This window comes from Candidatus Allofournierella merdavium (genome assembly GCF_944382735.1).
Lineage (GTDB): Bacteria > Bacillota > Clostridia > Oscillospirales > Ruminococcaceae > Allofournierella_A > Allofournierella_A merdavium.
Map to the genome: position 1 here is coordinate 119,690 of NZ_CALWND010000001.1, position 15,210 is coordinate 134,899.

Annotated in this window: 15 protein-coding genes and 4 tRNA genes; 9 read left to right on the forward strand and 10 right to left on the reverse strand. The window is 65.0% G+C overall.

Annotation, left to right across the window (positions count from 1 at the left end; all coding sequences use genetic code 11):
• Nucleotides 1-24 precede the first annotated feature (24 nt).
• The 4 genes from ACH2A7_RS00540 to ACH2A7_RS00555 all read right to left on the reverse strand — a co-directional run bounded on the left by ACH2A7_RS00540 (nt 25) and on the right by ACH2A7_RS00555 (nt 4,177).
• Complete coding sequence (locus ACH2A7_RS00540) at nt 25-1,350, reverse strand: amino acid decarboxylase (RefSeq protein WP_394958999.1); 1,326 nt, start codon at nt 1,348-1,350, stop codon at nt 25-27.
• Nucleotides 1,347-2,726, reverse strand: coding sequence for a thioether cross-link-forming SCIFF peptide maturase (gene scfB, locus ACH2A7_RS00545; RefSeq protein ID WP_394959000.1), 1,380 nt, complete (start codon nt 2,724-2,726; stop codon nt 1,347-1,349). The genes ACH2A7_RS00540 and scfB overlap by 4 nt, the downstream gene beginning before the upstream one ends.
• A gap of 106 nt (nt 2,727-2,832) precedes the next feature.
• A complete protein-coding gene (gene scfA / locus ACH2A7_RS00550; RefSeq protein ID WP_177521411.1) occupies nt 2,833-2,979 on the reverse strand; it encodes a six-cysteine ranthipeptide SCIFF in 147 nt (48 codons plus the stop codon).
• A 346-nt stretch (nt 2,980-3,325) separates the two neighbouring features.
• Nucleotides 3,326-4,177 carry a DegV family protein gene (locus ACH2A7_RS00555; protein ID WP_394959003.1) on the reverse strand — a complete coding sequence of 284 codons (852 nt, stop codon included), beginning with the start codon at nt 4,175-4,177 and terminating at the stop codon, nt 3,326-3,328.
• Nucleotides 4,178-4,371: 194 nt separating this feature from the next.
• Here ACH2A7_RS00555 and ACH2A7_RS00560 point away from each other — a divergent pair, with 194 nt between their 5' ends.
• From ACH2A7_RS00560 to ACH2A7_RS00570, 3 genes are read left to right on the forward strand one after another with little or no spacing between them, the layout of a single operon-like run.
• Nucleotides 4,372-5,280: a DnaD domain protein gene (locus ACH2A7_RS00560; protein ID WP_394959005.1), complete on the forward strand. Its 909-nt coding sequence runs from the start codon at nt 4,372-4,374 to the stop codon at nt 5,278-5,280.
• Nucleotides 5,281-5,284: 4 nt separating this feature from the next.
• Nucleotides 5,285-6,259: an ATP-binding protein gene (locus ACH2A7_RS00565; RefSeq protein WP_394959007.1), complete on the forward strand. Its 975-nt coding sequence runs from the start codon at nt 5,285-5,287 to the stop codon at nt 6,257-6,259.
• 24 nt (nt 6,260-6,283) lie between these two features.
• Nucleotides 6,284-7,645, forward strand: coding sequence for an MATE family efflux transporter (locus ACH2A7_RS00570; RefSeq protein ID WP_394959009.1), 1,362 nt, complete (start codon nt 6,284-6,286; stop codon nt 7,643-7,645).
• A gap of 75 nt (nt 7,646-7,720) precedes the next feature.
• Here ACH2A7_RS00570 and ACH2A7_RS00575 read toward each other — a convergent pair whose 3' ends face one another.
• The 5 genes from ACH2A7_RS00575 to ACH2A7_RS00595 form a co-directional block, all read right to left on the reverse strand.
• The gene (locus tag ACH2A7_RS00575) at nt 7,721-7,987 is read right to left on the reverse strand and encodes a TIGR03905 family TSCPD domain-containing protein (protein ID WP_394959011.1); all 267 of its coding nucleotides are present in this window, start codon (nt 7,985-7,987) and stop codon (nt 7,721-7,723) included.
• A 17-nt stretch (nt 7,988-8,004) separates the two neighbouring features.
• Nucleotides 8,005-8,856: a PHP domain-containing protein gene (locus tag ACH2A7_RS00580; protein ID WP_394959013.1), complete on the reverse strand. Its 852-nt coding sequence runs from the start codon at nt 8,854-8,856 to the stop codon at nt 8,005-8,007.
• A gap of 23 nt (nt 8,857-8,879) precedes the next feature.
• The gene (locus ACH2A7_RS00585; RefSeq protein WP_394959015.1) at nt 8,880-11,153 is read right to left on the reverse strand and encodes a hydratase; all 2,274 of its coding nucleotides are present in this window, start codon (nt 11,151-11,153) and stop codon (nt 8,880-8,882) included.
• 91 nt (nt 11,154-11,244) lie between these two features.
• Entirely contained in the window at nt 11,245-11,736 is a 492-nt protein-coding gene (locus ACH2A7_RS00590; RefSeq protein WP_394959017.1) for a DUF2284 domain-containing protein, read from the reverse strand.
• 17 nt (nt 11,737-11,753) lie between these two features.
• Nucleotides 11,754-11,930 carry a hypothetical protein gene (locus tag ACH2A7_RS00595; RefSeq protein WP_394959018.1) on the reverse strand — a complete coding sequence of 59 codons (177 nt, stop codon included), beginning with the start codon at nt 11,928-11,930 and terminating at the stop codon, nt 11,754-11,756.
• Nucleotides 11,931-12,057: 127 nt separating this feature from the next.
• Here ACH2A7_RS00595 and ACH2A7_RS00600 point away from each other — a divergent pair.
• Nucleotides 12,058-12,131 (forward strand) — tRNA-Gly (locus tag ACH2A7_RS00600).
• Nucleotides 12,132-12,267: 136 nt separating this feature from the next.
• Here ACH2A7_RS00600 and ACH2A7_RS00605 read toward each other — a convergent pair.
• A complete protein-coding gene (locus tag ACH2A7_RS00605) occupies nt 12,268-12,801 on the reverse strand; it encodes an inorganic diphosphatase (RefSeq protein WP_394959020.1) in 534 nt (177 codons plus the stop codon).
• A gap of 202 nt (nt 12,802-13,003) precedes the next feature.
• Here ACH2A7_RS00605 and ACH2A7_RS00610 point away from each other — a divergent pair.
• The 5 genes from ACH2A7_RS00610 (at nt 13,004) to ACH2A7_RS00630 (ending at nt 15,178) form a co-directional block, all read left to right on the forward strand.
• Nucleotides 13,004-13,080: transfer RNA gene (locus ACH2A7_RS00610), tRNA-Arg, on the forward strand.
• Nucleotides 13,081-13,088: 8 nt separating this feature from the next.
• Nucleotides 13,089-13,165 (forward strand) — tRNA-His (locus tag ACH2A7_RS00615).
• A 44-nt stretch (nt 13,166-13,209) separates the two neighbouring features.
• A tRNA-Gln gene (locus ACH2A7_RS00620) sits at nt 13,210-13,284 on the forward strand.
• A gap of 147 nt (nt 13,285-13,431) precedes the next feature.
• Nucleotides 13,432-14,007 carry a helix-turn-helix domain-containing protein gene (locus ACH2A7_RS00625; protein WP_394959022.1) on the forward strand — a complete coding sequence of 192 codons (576 nt, stop codon included), beginning with the start codon at nt 13,432-13,434 and terminating at the stop codon, nt 14,005-14,007.
• Nucleotides 13,997-15,178, forward strand: coding sequence for an MFS transporter (locus ACH2A7_RS00630; protein WP_394959024.1), 1,182 nt, complete (start codon nt 13,997-13,999; stop codon nt 15,176-15,178). Before ACH2A7_RS00625 ends, ACH2A7_RS00630 begins: the two co-directional genes overlap by 11 nt.
• The last annotated feature ends 32 nt before the right edge of the window (nt 15,179-15,210 follow it).

The window sequence follows — 15,210 nt, forward strand, 5'->3', positions numbered from 1 at the left end:
CGGCGGGGGCGTTTTTCTTGCGATTCAGCGCACCACGCGCACTTTTTCGATGCCGTAATAGCGGAAGACATCGGCGGCGTCCGCCCCGATCACCTCGCCGCTCACCACCACCGGCACCGCCGGGGGGCAGCCCACCGTGGGGGCGGCGCAGACGCGGCCCACCGCCGCCTCTACCGGCACTTCTTCGGCGGGGGCCAGCAGCGCGGCCCGGATGGGCATCGCCTGCCGGGGGCGAGCCATCCGGGGCGGCGTCCGGGGCGCATCGCTCCCCCGCCCCGCGCGGGCCAGAAGGGCGCGCACCCTGTCCAGTTCTCCGGGGGTGTTCTGGGGGCTGACCATCAGCACCAGGTCATCCGGGTCGGCATATTCACACTCCACCCCGCCCCGGCGCAAAACGTCGGCCAGCGCGTCTCCCCGCCAACCTCGCTTTGAGGCGTGGATGGTCACTTTGAGAGGCTCGCTCTCCGCCACCGCCCAGCCCTGGGCCTCAAGGTCGGCCTTGAGCGCTTCCACCGCCTTGACGCAGGCGGCCAGCCGGGGCTTTGCCTCGTCGGCCAGATACCGGTTGCAGGCATCCAGCGACTGCAATATGAGATAGGACGGGCTGGTGGAACCGAACAGAGCCAGCGCGGCCCGCGCCTGGCCCGCCTCCACATCCAGAACGCCGCGGCCCAGGTGGAGGTAGGCCCCGCCGGTGAGCACCGGCAGGGTCTTGTGGGCGGAGTCACAGCAGAGGTCCGCCCCTTCGTCCAGGGGATGCGCGGGGACGGGAAGAAAGTGGAGGTAGGCCCCGTGGGCGTTGTCCACCAGCAGGGGCACGCCCCGGGCATGGCAGACCTCGGCCAGCCGCGCCACCGGCTGCAGGTTGCCCAGATAGTCCGGGCTGGTGATATACACCGCCGCCGGCACCTCGGGCAGGGCGGCCAGCGCCGCCTCCAGCGCCGCGGGCGTCACCGGGCAGTGCAGCAGCGAATAGGGCTCCGGCCAGAGCCAGCGCACATCGGCGTCCAGCAGGGCCGCCGCGTGCAGGAAGGATTTGTGGGCGTTGCGGGCGGCCAGCACCACCCGGCTGTCGCTCTGTTGCAGCGCGAGACACAGCATGGCTCCCACACACTGACTGGAACCGCCGGCGGAGTAAAAGGTGGCCCTTGCGCCGAAGAGGGCGGCGGCGCTGCGCTCGCTCTTTGCGATGACGCCGCCCGCCTCATAGAGACTGTCCGCTCCCGCGATTTCCGTGATGTCCCGCCCTTCGCAGCCCAGAGGGCCCCGGCCCTTGTGGCCGGGCATGTGCAGCCGGGCGGCGCCGCTTTGTTCGTAGGCGGCAACAAAGTCACAAAGGGGCGTTTTCATCCCAGTTCGCCCAGGGCGATCTGGAGCATGATGGCGCATTCGATGCGCTTTTTGAACAGCTCGCACCCCTGCTTGTACACGCCGCCGATGCTGCCGGTGGCGTGGTAGGCGTTGGCGGCGCAGCCGCCGGAGCAGTAGAGGCGGGCCCAGCAGTCCCGGCACTCGGGGCGGGAATAGGCGTTGCAGCTGCGGAACTCGCCGCGCACCGCCTCGTTGGTCACGCCCTGCCAGATGTCCCCCAGCTTATAGGCCTCCTCGCCCACGAACTGATGGCAGGGGTACAGATCACCCCAGGGGGTGACCGCCACATACTCGGTGCCGCTGCCGCAGCCGGACAGTCGCTTGTAGATGCAGGGGCCGCCGGTGAGGTCCAGCATGTAGTGGTAGAACACGAAGGGCCGGTCCTCTTTTTTCCGTTTGATCATTTCAAGGGCCAGCTTCTCGTACTCCTTCAGCACGATCCGGATGTCCTCGTCGGTGAGGGCGGCGGGGTCGTCCGGCGCGCAGACCACCGGCTCCATGCTCAGCCGGTCGAAGCCCAGATCTGCCATGTGGAACACGTCTTTGGTGAAGTCGGGGTTCGCGTGGGTGAAGGTGCCCCGCATGTAATACTCTTTGTCGCCCCGGCGGCGCACAAACTCCTGGAACTTGGGTACGATGCGGTCGTAGCTGCCGTTGCCGGCGTAGTCCACCCGCAGGCGGTCGTGGATCTCCTTGCGGCCGTCCAGGCTCAGCACCACGTTGTTCATCTCCCGGTTGGAGAAGTCGATCACGTCGTCGTCGATGAGCATGCCGTTGGTGGTGAGGGTGAAGCGGAAGTGTTTGCCGCACTCGGTCTCCCGCTGGCGGGCGTAGGCCACCAGCTGCTTGACCACCTCCCAGTTCATCAGCGGCTCGCCGCCGAAGAAATCCACCTCCAGGTTGTGCCGGGAGCCGGAGTTCTCGATGAGGAAGTCCAGCGCGCGCTTGCCCACTTCCAGGCTCATCAGCGCCCGCTCGCCGTGGTACTTGCCCTGGCTGGCAAAGCAATAGGAGCAGTTGAGGTTGCAGGTGTGGGCCACATGCAGGCACATGGCCTTGATGACGTTCTCCCGCTTGCCCTTGAACTCGCCGGCCAGGTCCGCAAAGGTGTCGGGACTGAACAGCTTGCCCGCCGCCTCCAGGCCCTTGATGTCCGAAAGGCACTGGCGCACCTCGGCCTCGGTGACACCCTCCCTGTCTTTGTATTTGTCATACACGCGGCGGATGAGCGCCTCTTCCGGCTCATTTTTGCAGCCGGCGATGAGGTCATAGGCTACCTCGTCCACCACATGAATGGCGCCGGAACAGGTATCCAGCACGATGTTGTAGCCGTTGAGCTGGTATTGATGGATCATTGTTTCCTCCGAAATTTAAACACAAAAAAGCCGCCCTTTTGAGCCGGGGCGCCGTTTTTCACAGCATCCCGGCTTTGGTCGGCGGCTTTCCTGGAAGTTTGGAAGTTTACTTGTCAGCGTTCTCGCACTTCTGGTTCGCAACACCGCAGGAGGTCTTGCAGGCGGACTGGCAGGAAGTCTGGCACTCGCCGCAGCCGCCGTTCTTGGCGCTCTCGCAGAGGTTCCGGGTCTCGATGGTCTTGATTCTTTCCATAACGACATCTCCAGTTGTTCAGCATATTTTGCTGCCGGGCCGCGCGGCGGCCAAAGCACACAATCGATACGGGCAAAGTATAGCATGAAGGCGGCGGATTGTCAAGAAAAGGCGGCCGCCGGCGCGGCGGCAAAACGGCGGTCGGCAGCGGCTCACGGCGGTTTTATTCTGAAAGCGCAAAAGGAGGTCCGTCCGCCGTTCCCATCTCCATCCGAAAGAAATCCCCCGGGTCGCGGTGCCGGGGTTCCGCCGCCGCGACCCGGGCGCGTCACACCTCCTTTTGCGGCGAGGCCGTGAGCGCTTGCATTGCGGGGCAAAAAAGGAGGCCCGCCCCGGGCCTCCCGTTTTATTTCTCGTAATAAAAGCAGCCGATGCCCACCGCGCCGGGGCCGGTGTGGCAGGCGATGCTCAACGACAGCGGCGCCGAGTGTACCCGGCAGCGGGGCAACCGGCTCTGAACGTACTTCTGCCACTTTTTGCCCAGCTCCGGATCGCCGCTGTAGGCAGTGCCCACATGGAGGTTCATGCCGTTGAAGCGGCCGGTGATGTCGTTGCAGATGGCGTCCAGCATCTTTTCCACCGCCTGATGCATCCCCCGCACCTTGGCGTAGGCGTCGATCTTCTCCCCCTGGATCTGCAGCACCGGCTTGATGTTCAGCACCGTGCCGATGGCGGCGGCCGCCGGGGTGATGCGCCCGCCCTTTTTCAGGTATTTCAGGTCGCTGCAGGTGATGTAGATGCTGGCGTCCAGCGCGTGCTGCTCCAGCTGGGCCTTCACCTGGGCGGCGGTGAGGCCCCGTTTCACCAGGCGCTTGGCGTCCAGCACCGACTGCAGCTGGGTCAGGGAGATGCGCTTGTTGTCCACCACCTGCACCCGGCCGTCGTAGTCCTGGGCCAGGGCGGCGGCTGTCGCGCAGGAGCCGCTCAGGCCGCTGGTCATGGGGATGTAGACAAGTTCGTCATGATCGGCCAGCAGTTTTTCCCACAGGCCGGTCACATCCGCCGGGCTGGGCATGCTGGTGGTGATCTCGGCGCCCGCGGCCTGCGCTTTGTAAAAATCCGGCGCGGTGAGTTGTATGCCCTCGTACAGCCATTCACCGTTCACCGAAAAGGGCATCGGAATCACATACACCCCCATCTTGCGGGCTTGCCGCTCGAAGATGCCGCTGTTGCTGTCCGTCACGATCGCGATCTTCATGATCCTGCACCTTACCCTGCTGTTGCTGTGTACCCGCCGGCTTCCTGCCGGCGCTTTCTCACTTTATCATATATGCTATCAGACGGGGGACCGTTTGTCAAACCGGGCGGTCAAAAAGCTCTGGAACATCCCCCTGTTTTATGGTATAGTTAATGTGAAATTTTATGCGCTGAAAGCGAAGGAGCATTCCCGGCATGACCTACCGTCTCAACGATACCACCGGCGACACCGTCGCTGTGCCCCAGCTGGTGTTCCGCCATCTGGACCGGGCCGGCGGCGACCCTGTGCGGGTGGCTTTGTACATCGTCGCCACCCATTGCACCGATCCCAAGACCATCGCCCATGATCTGAAACTCAAGACGGTGGCCTCGGCCCAGAGCGCGCTGGAATTCTGGCACGGCGTGGGCCTGCTGGAAAAGGAACAGGGTGCGTCCGTGGCGCCGCCCCCCGCCGCGAAGGCGCCGCCCCTCACCGCCGACCAGCTGCGGCTGGCGGCGCTGCGGGACCCCACCGTGTCCATGCTGGCCGCCGAAGCCCAGACCTGTCTGGGCAAGGCGCTGGGGCAAAAGGACATTCAGCGGGTGGTGTCGCTGTATGTGAATGAGAGCATCCCCGCCGAGGTCATCCTGCTGTGCGCGGCCTACAACGCCGGCCGGGGCCGGCACTCGGTGGCGCAGCTGGAGCGGGAACTGGACCGCTGGGCCCAGGAGGGCGTGGTGACCGGCGAGGACGCCGAGCGGCACCTGCAGCTGCTGGCCGACCGGGCGCGACACGAGCGCACCGTGGCCGAACTGCTGGGCGTGCCCGCCGAGGACCTGACCATGGCCGAGAAGAACTGCGTGCGCCGCTGGTACGAGGAATACCGCTACGACGACGCCATGGTGGCGGAAGCGGTGCTGCACGCGGGGGCCGGCAAGGACGCGAAGTATGTCAACGGCATTTTGAAAAGCTGGCACGGAAAGGGCTGGCGCACCCTGGCGGACACCCGGGGCGCCGGCGGGCTGGAGGGCAGCAACATCCGGGTGGACCGGGCTTCCCCCAGCGGCAACGACATTTTGCGCCGGGCGCAGAACCGCCCGCTGCGGCTGAAACGGGAGGATTAGACCCATGCGCACAAAGACGGAACTGTTCAACGAGGCAAAGCGGCAGACGGCCAGCGCCCGCCAGCGGGCCATGACCCTGGCGGCACAGCGGCGACAGGCCGCGGCGGCGGCCATTCCCGAACTGGTACCGCTGGAGGACAAGGTGCGCACCCTGGGACTGAAGCTGGTGCAGCTGTCGGCCCTGGGGGCGGACGAGGCCGCCCGGGACGCGGCGCGCGCGGCGCGCGCCGACGCGCAAAAGCAGCTGGAAACGCTGCTGGCCGATCACGGCTACGGGCCAACGAGTCTGGAGCCGGCGTTTGAATGCCCCCTTTGCAAGGACACCGGCACGGTGAACGGGCGGATGTGCCAGTGCGTCGGCCGCCGGGCCCGGCAGCTGCGCCGGGAGGAGATCGCGAAGGAATCGCCCCTTTCCCTGTGCGATTTTGGGTCGATGGAACTGCGCTACTATCCGGACGAACCGGATGCGGCCACCGGGGTGAGCATCCGGGAAGAGATGCGCGAGACGCTGGCCGCCCTGCGGGATTACGCCGAGAGTTTTGACATGAAGAGCACCAGCCTGCTGCTGTGCGGCAACGCGGGCCTGGGCAAGACCCACGCGGCGCTGGCCATTGCCCAGACGGTGCTGGAAAAGGGCTACGACGTGGTGTACATCAGCGCCCAAAGCCTCTTTGGCCAGCTGGAACGGGACCGTTTTGCGGACGACTGCCCGCTGCTGGAGGCAGTGCTGGAGGCGGACCTGCTGGTGCTGGACGATCTTGGCACCGAGTATGTGAGCGCCTATGTGCTCAGCTGCTTTTACAACCTGCTGAACACCCGTCTGCTGGAAAAGCGGCCCACCGTTTACACCACCAACATCGTGGACGGCAAGGCCTTTGAAGCCCGCTACACCGAGAAGATCGCCAGCCGCCTGGGGGGCAGCTGCGAGCCGGTGCTGTTTGTGGGGCAGGACATCCGCAAGCTGAAAAGCATGGAATAAACAGTAAAGGACGTATCGCGAGGAATGAAAGAGAACATCATGGGCACAAAGCCCGTGGCGCCCCTGCTGCTGGGGATGGCCTTCCCCATCATGATCAGCATGCTGGTACAGGCGCTGTACAACATTGTGGACAGCATTTTTGTGGCGCGGCTGTCCGACGCGGCGCTGGCCGCGGTGAGTTTTGCCTACCCGGTGCAGATGCTGACCATCGCCGTGGCGGTGGGCACCAGCGTGGGCGTGAATGCCCTTTTGAGCCGCCGGCTGGGCGAGGGCAACCGGGAGGCGGCGGACAAGGTGGCCCACAACGGGATGCTGCTGATGTTCGTCAGCTGGCTGGTGTTCGCGGTCTTCGGCCTTGTGGGCTCGGAGCTGTTCTTCAGCTTTTTCACCACCAATCCCGCCATCGCCACCGACGGCGCGGCCTACCTGCGGGTGTGCCTGGTGTTCAGCCTGGGCATGTTCTTCCAGATCTGCCTGGAGCGGCTGATCCAGGTGACGGGGCGCACGGTGTTCCAGATGATCAGCCAGCTGTCGGGCGCCATCACCAACATCGTTCTGGACCCCATCCTCATCTTCGGCCTGCTGGGCGCTCCGAAACTGGGGGTGCTGGGCGCGGCGGTGGCCACCGTGATCGGCCAGACCTGCGGCTGTGTGGTGTGCTTTTTGCTGAACCTGAAATTCAACAACGAGGTGCGCCTGCACTGGAAAAAATTCCGGTTCGACCGGCCCACCGTGATCGGCATCTATGACGTGGGCCTGCCCAGCATCATCATGCAGAGCATCAGCAGTGTGATGAACTTCGGCATGAACAAGATCCTGATCGGCTTTTCCGAGACGGCGGTGTCGGTGCTGGGGGTCTACTTCAAGCTGCAAAGCTTCGTGTTCATGCCCGGCTTCGGGCTGACCAACGCGCTGGTGCCCATTGTGGGCTACAACTACGGCGCCCGCCGCAAGGAGCGCATCCTCGCGGCCATCAAGGTGTGCGCGGTGGCCATGTGCTGTGTGATGGCCCTGGGTACCCTTCTGTTCCAGCTGTTCCCCGGGCAGCTGCTGGCCCTGTTCAGCGAGGGGGGCGACCTTGGCCGCATCGGCCGGCCGGCCCTGCGCATCATCAGCCTCAGCTTCCTGGTGGCCGGGGTGGACATTGTGTTCAGCAGCCTGTTTCAGGCCGTGGGCGAGGGCTTTCTGAGCCTGCTGATGAGCGCCTTCCGCCAGCTGGTCCTGCTGCTGCCGGTGGCCTGGCTGCTCAGCCTCACCGGAAATCTGGACGCGGTGTGGTTCAGCTTCTGCATCTCCGAGGTCTGCTCGCTGGCGCTGGCCACCTTCTTCTTCCACCGCACCTATAAAAACAAGATCTTGCGGCTGGAGACCATTGAGTTCAAATAAACTCTTTCGACGCAAAAGCCGCCCTCTTCCCGGAGAACTTTCGGGAAGAGGGCGGCTTTTCTTTAAAAAAACGGTTCAGCTGCGCTTTTGCAGGTCCAGCGTCTCCTGCAGCGCCTGGGCGATCTGGTCCGGGCAGGAGGTGGAGCGGGGGCCGCAGGTGGTGCCCTTCATGCGGCGGATGGCGTCGGTGGCGTCCATGCCCACCAGCAGGCTGCTCACGCCCTTCAGGTTGCCGTTGCAGCCGCCCGTCACCTCGATCTTCTGGATGGTGCCGTCGTCGTTCAGGGTGACGGTGGTGCTGCGGGAGCAGGTCCCGCTGTTCTTCCGGGTATGGGTGATCATATTTTACGTTCCTTCTCTCATTGTTTTTTCTTTGCGTTTGCCAGTTCGTTCAGCCGCCCGATCTCCTCGTCGGTGCTGCGGCAGAGGCCCAGGGGCCGGGGCTTGCCGGCGTGGAGGCCGTGAAAATCGGTGCCGCCGGTGGTGACGAGGCCGTAATGCTCCGCCATGCGGCGCAGCGTTTCCTTGTCCTCGGGGGTGTTGCGGGGATGCTCGATCTCCACCCCGTCGATGCGGCCGGCGGCGGCCAGTTCTTCCACCAATTCCATGCTGTTGTAGACGCTGGGGTGGGCGAACACCGCCACCCCCCGTGCGGCTTTGATGACCGCCAGCACCTTGTCCACCGGCTCGTATTCCGGGTTGTGGAGCACTTTGCCGCCCCTGGCGCCGAAGAGGGCCTTGTAGTCCTGCTGGTAGATGCCGTCCGCCAGGCCGTACTCGTAGAGCACCCGCATCAAAGTGCTTTTGAAGATCACGCCGCCCCCCGCGTCCGCCATGCGCCGGGCATCCTCCAGCCTGAACTGGGGGTAAATCTCTTCCAGTTCTTTGGCGCTTTGGATGTAAGCGGCGTTGCGCCGGGCAGCCATCGTGTTGCAATGGGCCGCCAGTTCAGGGCTGTTCCGGTCGGGCCAGTAGCACAAGATGTGCGCCTGCCGCCCCCGGCGGTAGTCGAAAGCGGTGAGTTCGGTGGTGGGGATGAGGTTTACCCCCTCCGCCACAGGTTCGTCATAGGCATACTCCACCGAATGCAGGGTGTCGTGGTCGGAAATGGCCAGCCAGGACAGGCCCGCCCGGGCGGCCAGCCGGGGCAGGACGCGGGCCGGCAGCGCCCCGTCGGACCAGGTGGTATGGGTGTGCAGATCGCCGGCCATGGGGTTCACCTTCCTTTTGGGGGTCAGCCGTGCTTGTAGTAGTTGATGAGGCAGCCGTCCAGCAGGATCTGCCGCTCGTCCGCCGTGAGGGGGGCGATGGCGAGGGTAAAGGCCGTGGGGCCCTTCTCCCCCAGCACATACGCCGGGATGCTCTCCAGCTTGTTCTGCTCCAGCAGCGCCCGCGCGCCGGGCACCAGGATATAATCGCCCAGGCCAAAGGGGGTGGGGCCTTCCAGCTGGAAGGGCAGCATTCCCCAGTTGATGAGGTTGGAGCGGTAGCGCTTGGTGGCGTACTCCACCGCGATGTTGGCTCCAGCGCCCAGCACCCGCTGGCAGCTGGCGGCCTGCTCACGGGCGGAGCCGTCGCCCGGCTTCACCGCGTAGATGGTGCTGGCGATGGCCAGATCCTTCCAGGTGAGCGCTTCGCAGCCGGGCACGGCCCGCACCCGCGCCAGCAGGGCGTCGCTGCCCTTGCCCGCGGCGCGGTCGGCCTCCTCGGCCTGCACCGCCTTGGCGCGGCCCACATAGCCCGGGTCCTTGCGGCTCAGGGTGAACTCCGCCAGGCCCAGGGGGTTGGAGCGGTAGCTGCTGGTCTCGCCGCTGGGGATGAGCTCGTCGGTGGTGGTCACCGGGTCAGTGATATAGCTGGTGACCTTGAGCAGCAGGTTGTCGGCGAGGGGCTGGATGGCGGGCCAGTCCTTGATGTTGGGCCCCAGGCGCAGCAGGCTGTCGTAGTCGCCCTTGCCCCAGCCGTTGTAGACCCGGCTCTTGTAGCTGGAGTCGTCAAACTGGTACTCCGGGATATGGGGCTGGTAGTCGATGTCGGTGGCGGGGGTGAGGATGCCGCCCATGCGGGTGGTGGCGGCGATGGAGCGGGCGTCCATCAGGGCCACGCCGGCGATCTGGCCGCTGCCGGGCTTGGAACCCTCCCGGCTGGGGAAGTTGCGGGTGGTGTGGCGGATGGAGAGCGACCCGTTGGCGGGCACGTCCCCCGCGCCGAAGCAGGGGCCGCAGAAGGCGGTGCGCACGGTGGCGCCGCCGGCCATCAGGCTGGCCAGGGCCCCGTTCTTCATCAGGGCCATCATGGTGGGCTGGCTGGAGGGATAGACGCTCAGGGCGTACTCCCCGTTGCCGCCGGTGTGGCCCTCCAGAATTTGGGCGGCCTCGCAGATGTTGGAGTAGGTGCCGCCGGCACAGCCCGCGATGACGCCCTGGTCCACCCGCAGGCGGCCGTTCTCGATCTTGCTCACCAGGTCCAGCTTCACCTTGCCGCCCACCAGCGCCGCGCAGTCCTCCTCGGTCTTGTGGAGGATATCGGCGAGGTTCGCGTTCAGCTCCTCGATGGTGTAGACGTTGGAGGGGTGCATGGGCAGGGCGATCATGGGCCGGACTTTGTCCAGCGCCACCTCCACCACGCCGTCGTAGTAAGCGAGGTCCGCCGGGGCCAGGGGCTTGTAGTCCCCTTCCCTGCCGTGGACGGCCAGGTACTGCCGGGTGGTCTCGTCGGTGACCCAGATGCTGGACAGGCAGGTGGTCTCGGTGGTCATCACATCGATGCCGCTGCGGTATTCCAGCGGCAGGCTGGCGACGCCCGGGCCCACGAACTCCATGACCTTGTTCTTCACATAACCGTTTTTGAATACCGCGCCGATGATGGCCAGGGCTACGTCCTGGGGGCCCACGCCGGGCACCGGCGCGCCGGTGAGGTGCACCGCCACCACGCCGGGGCAGGCCACGTCGTAGGTGCGGCCCAGCAGCTGCTTTGCCAGCTCGCCGCCGCCCTCGCCGATGGCCATGGTGCCGAGAGCCCCGTAGCGGGTGTGGCTGTCCGATCCGAGGATCATTTTGCCGCAGCCGGCGTACATCTCCCGCATGTACTGGTGGATGACCGCCAGGTGGGGCGGCACATAGATGCCGCCGTACTTTTTGGCGGCGGACAGGCCGAAGAGGTGGTCGTCCTCGTTGATGGTGCCGCCCACCGCGCACAGGCTGTTGTGGCAGTTGGTGAGCACATAGGGCATGGGGAATTTGGTGAGGCCCGAGGCGCGGGCCGTCTGCACGATGCCCACAAAGGTGATATCGTGGCTGGCCATGGCGTCGAATTTCAGCTTCAGCGCAGCCTCATCGCCGCTGTGGTTGTGGGCCTGGAGAATGCCCCAGGCGATTGTGCCCTTCTTTGCCGCCGCGCGGGCGGCCTCGTCAAAGCCCAGTGCGTCCAGGGCGGCGGGGGCGTTCTCGTCGGCGGGGACCCATTGCCCACGGGCGTAATACATCGCGGTTTTGGAGCAGGTGACCATGGAATTCCTCCTTCTTGCCCGGGGCTCCGGGCAGCCATTTTCTGTCGCTATCTGAGTATTATATCATACATTGTCGCGTTTTCAAAGCGCTTCACTCCACCAGCACCAGCCCGAAGCAGTTCTGCTGCTGGGTCTCGTCGGCGAGCGTCGCCACCGCCATGCCGTTGGCTCGGGCGGTGGCGAACACGTCGATGCCGCAGGCCTCCATGGAGGGCACCGCCTGCCCCGGATGGCGGCAGCCCGCCGGGTCGCACGCCTCGCACAGCAGGCAGGGCCCGCTGCCCAGGGCGGTGGCTTTGTAGTAGCCGTCCCGGAAGAGCCGGCGCACCGCCTCCAGGGCCAGCGGGCTTGCCGCCGTGATATCGTGGCAGCGGAACAGGATGGCAGTGTCAAAGCAATCCAGCATGGCCTGTGTCTCCCGCCAGGCGGGCGTGCGGGGCGGGCAGCACAGATTTTTGCCGTAATAGGGGCAGCCGTACTGGCACTTGAAGGCCACCCAGGGCGCGGTGGCCACGGTTTTCGGGTCGATGACCCGGGCCAGGTCGGCGCCGCTTTGCCGCAAAAGCGCGAGGTATTTTTCCATATCGTTCTCCTTGAAGATCATGTCTGCGGCCCTTCGCCGGCAGTGGAGGGCGCCGTGCCGTCAAAGGCGGGCGGGGCGGTCTGCCCGCCGGCACCACCGCCGGCACCACCGCCGGCGAAAGCGGCGATGAGGAACGCCCCCGCCACACAGACGACCCCCAATACGATCCTGACTGCGTTCAGCAGATCTTTCATCCCTTTTCCCGCCTTTTTCTTTTTTCTATAGTATATTGGCTTTTTCGCCCCGGCGCAAGCATCCTCCTTCCAGAAAAAGCGATTGACATTTTGCCCCGCGGCGGGTATAATAAGTAAGTATTCACCTGCGGGGTTAGTACATCGGTAGTGCGTCGGCTTCCCAAGCCGAACAGGCGGGTTCGACTCCCGTACCCCGCTCCATTCTGCGCAGGGGGCCCGGCCGTTTGGCCGGGCCCCCTGTTCCGTTTTTGCGAAGGAAGGCCGCCGCTCGTTGGGGAGCGGCGGCCTTCCTTTTTCCATGCGGCATCCAGGCGTGTGCAGCCTGATGCGGGCGCACTCATTTGCAGTAGTGCTCGATGTACGCCTCGCGGCACTTGTCGATGATCTCCAGGGCGGCTTCCCGGCCCTGCTCCTCGTTGACCACCGTCTCCTTGCCCTCCAGATTCTTGTACACCTGGAAGAAGTGGCGCATCTCGCTAAACAGATGGCTGGGCAGTTCGCTGATGTCGTGGTAGGAGTTGTAAGTGGGATCGCTGAAGGGGATGGCGATGATCTTTTCATCCAGCTTGCCGCCGTCCAGCATGGTGAACACGCCGATGGGATAGCAGCGCACCAGGCTCATGGGCTGCAGCACCTCGCTGCACAGCACCAGCACGTCCAGCGGGTCGCCGTCGTCCGAAAGGGTGCGGGGGATCAGGCCGTAGTTGGCAGGATAGTGGGTGGAGGTGTAGAGGATGCGGTCCAGGATGATGAGGCCGGTCTCCTTGTCCAGTTCGTATTTTTTCTTGGAGCCTTTCTCGATCTCGATCACCGCCACAAAATCTTCGGCGGTGATGCGGGCCGGGTTCATATCATGCCAGATATTTGACATTCGATAAATCTTCCTTTCCGGGCCGCGCGGCACGCCATCCCCGGTGGACGCGGCAACGCAGCCGATGGTTTGGTATCAGTATAGCATATTCCCCGCGGCAAGGCCAGAGGGAAACCGGAAAAACTTTTTTCAAAGGCTTGACTTTTGCCATTTCTCATAGTATGATATTCAAGCAGCGTTTCGCAGAGACCTGAACTTTCAGGCGCCCGTAGCTCAGGTGGATAGAGCAACTGCCTTCTAAGCAGTGGGCCGGGGGTTCGAGTCCCTCCGGGCGCACCAATTATGTGGTGGCTATGGCGCAGTTGGCTAGCGCGCCAGATTGTGGCTCTGGAGGCCGTGGGTTCGAGTCCCACTAGCCACCCCACATGAACAGAAAGCGAATTCGAAAGAGTTCGCTTTTTTCTATAATGGGTTGTCGCCAAGCGGTAAGGCACGGGACTTTGACTCCCGCATCCGTGGGTTCGAATCCCGCCAACCCAACCAACGCCGCCGGCACGGAATATTCCGTGCCGGCGGCGTTTTGTTATCCCTCTCCCCTTTCCCGGGCAGGCGATACTTTGCCCCTTGACATTACACATCATGTAATGATATAATTGTTACACAACATGTAACGTGGACGGAGGGATCGGGATGGAAACCATTGATTTGAACACAAGGGAAAAACAGAACGCCTTCATGAACCCGGCAAGGCAGGACATCCTGCGCCTGTTGCAGCTGGCCGGCCGGCCCATGACGCCAAAGGAGCTGGCGGACAAGATGGGCATCTCCGCCTCGTCGGTGACCTTCCACATCAAAAAACTGGTGGAACTGGGGGTGGTGGCGCTGGATCACACCGAAAAGATCCGGGGCATCACCGCCCGCTACTACCGCTCACTGAACGTGGCGGTGCGGCTGGGGCTGCTGGCCCCCGGCGGCGACGACGCGGCCCAGGCGATGTTTTTACAGCGCACGGTGGAGCAGGTGCTGGCCGGGGTGCAGGGGGTGAAGCGGCTGGCGAAGAAGAAAGGCCTGACCGAAGAGGACGTGATGGGCCTGGGCGACATGCACAGCGGCGTGGCCTACCTCACCCGGGAGGAGGCGGTGGAACTGGAACGCCGGATCATGGAGTTTTTGGCCGACCGTGAGACCCCGCGCCCCGGCGCCCAGGCCTATGAATATGTTCTGATGGCTTACAACGCCGCGGAGGTGCCCGTCGATGTGGGATAAACGGCACGGCGTACTGCTCTTTCTGAACAGTTTTGCCACCGGACTGCTCTCGCCGCTGCTGACCTTGCTGCTGCTGGGCAGCGGCATCGGCATGGCCGCGGTACCGCTGACGGTGGGGCTGTACTCGGCCACGACGGTGGTCTTTGAGATCCCCAGCGGCATGGCGGCAGACCGCTGGGGGCGCAAAAACTGCTTTTTGCTCTCCTGTGTTTTTCTGCTGCCCAGTCTGGGTCTGCTTGCCCTGGGGCGGGGCCTGCCGGCGATGCTGGCGGCGATGGTGTTTCTGGGGCTGGCCCGGGCCTTTTCCTCCGGCAGTCTGGACGCGCTGGTGGTGGAGGAATTCCTTTTGAAGCACGGCGAGGAGGCGCTGCCCCGCTGCACCGCCCGCATCAGCGCCCTCACCAGCATCGGGCTGGCAGCGGGCTGCCTGGCAGGGGGCGGCGTGTATTCGCTGACCGGCCGGCTGTGGGCGGCTATCGCGCTGAAAGCCGCGGTGGTGCTGGCCCTGCTGGCCCTGGGCGCCGGGCTCACCGAACACCCGGTAGCGCGCGAAACGGCAAATCCCGTGGCCCTTCTGACCGCCACCCTGCGGGGCAGCGGGACGGTGCGGGCGCTGGTGCTGCTGTGCGCGGCCGCGGCGCCGCCGGTGTTCGCGGTGGAAGTGTTTTACCAGCCCCGGTTCACCCAGCTGCTGCACAGCGGGGCCGCCGGCTGGGCGTTGGGCTTTCTCAGCGCAGGGGGCTACTACGCCACAGCGGCGGGGTCTTTGCTGGCGGCCCGCCTCGGCCGGCCCACCCTGCGCAGACTGCTGGCTTTCACCGGCCTCACGGGAGCCGGGCTGGCCGGCATGGCGGCCGCCGGCACGCCGGTGCTGTTTGTCGCGGCGTATTTTGCCTTCTACGCCATTCTCGGCGGAACGGACTGTCTCACCAGCACCCTGCTGAACCGCGCCGCGCCGCCCAAGCAGCGGGCCACCCTGCTCTCGGCCTGCTCGCTGGCGATGCAGCTGGGCGGGCTGGCTGCCTCTCCCCTGCTGAGCGCCGGGGCGGCGCTGGGCACCATCCCCCAGGTGTGGCTGGCAGCGGGCGGCGCGGTGGCGGCGGTGATGCTGGTTTGCCTTGCCGTGAGCGCATGGCGTGGCAGAAAAACCCCGCCCTTGCCGAAACATTGAAAGGAGCCCCGGGCCGCACGGCCCGGGGCTCC

Bases quoted from the DNA above. Each gene is read 5' to 3' on its own strand.
- ACH2A7_RS00565 (WP_394959007.1), top strand. From the start codon at position 5,285: ATGCGCACAAAGACGGAACTGTTCAACGAGGCAAAGCGGCAGACGGCC.
- ACH2A7_RS00595 (WP_394959018.1), bottom strand. From the start codon at position 11,930: ATGAAAGATCTGCTGAACGCAGTCAGGATCGTATTGGGGGTCGTCTGT.
- scfB (WP_394959000.1), bottom strand. From the start codon at position 2,726: ATGATCCATCAATACCAGCTCAACGGCTACAACATCGTGCTGGATACC.
- ACH2A7_RS00630 (WP_394959024.1), top strand. From the start codon at position 13,997: ATGTGGGATAAACGGCACGGCGTACTGCTCTTTCTGAACAGTTTTGCC.
- ACH2A7_RS00605 (WP_394959020.1), bottom strand. From the start codon at position 12,801: ATGTCAAATATCTGGCATGATATGAACCCGGCCCGCATCACCGCCGAA.
- scfA (WP_177521411.1), bottom strand. From the start codon at position 2,979: ATGGAAAGAATCAAGACCATCGAGACCCGGAACCTCTGCGAGAGCGCC.
- ACH2A7_RS00570 (WP_394959009.1), top strand. From the start codon at position 6,284: ATGAAAGAGAACATCATGGGCACAAAGCCCGTGGCGCCCCTGCTGCTG.
- ACH2A7_RS00625 (WP_394959022.1), top strand. From the start codon at position 13,432: ATGGAAACCATTGATTTGAACACAAGGGAAAAACAGAACGCCTTCATG.
- ACH2A7_RS00540 (WP_394958999.1), bottom strand. From the start codon at position 1,350: ATGAAAACGCCCCTTTGTGACTTTGTTGCCGCCTACGAACAAAGCGGC.
- ACH2A7_RS00580 (WP_394959013.1), bottom strand. From the start codon at position 8,856: ATGGCCGGCGATCTGCACACCCATACCACCTGGTCCGACGGGGCGCTG.
- ACH2A7_RS00575 (WP_394959011.1), bottom strand. From the start codon at position 7,987: ATGATCACCCATACCCGGAAGAACAGCGGGACCTGCTCCCGCAGCACC.
- ACH2A7_RS00555 (WP_394959003.1), bottom strand. From the start codon at position 4,177: ATGAAGATCGCGATCGTGACGGACAGCAACAGCGGCATCTTCGAGCGG.
- ACH2A7_RS00560 (WP_394959005.1), top strand. From the start codon at position 4,372: ATGACCTACCGTCTCAACGATACCACCGGCGACACCGTCGCTGTGCCC.
- ACH2A7_RS00590 (WP_394959017.1), bottom strand. From the start codon at position 11,736: ATGGAAAAATACCTCGCGCTTTTGCGGCAAAGCGGCGCCGACCTGGCC.
- ACH2A7_RS00585 (WP_394959015.1), bottom strand. From the start codon at position 11,153: ATGGTCACCTGCTCCAAAACCGCGATGTATTACGCCCGTGGGCAATGG.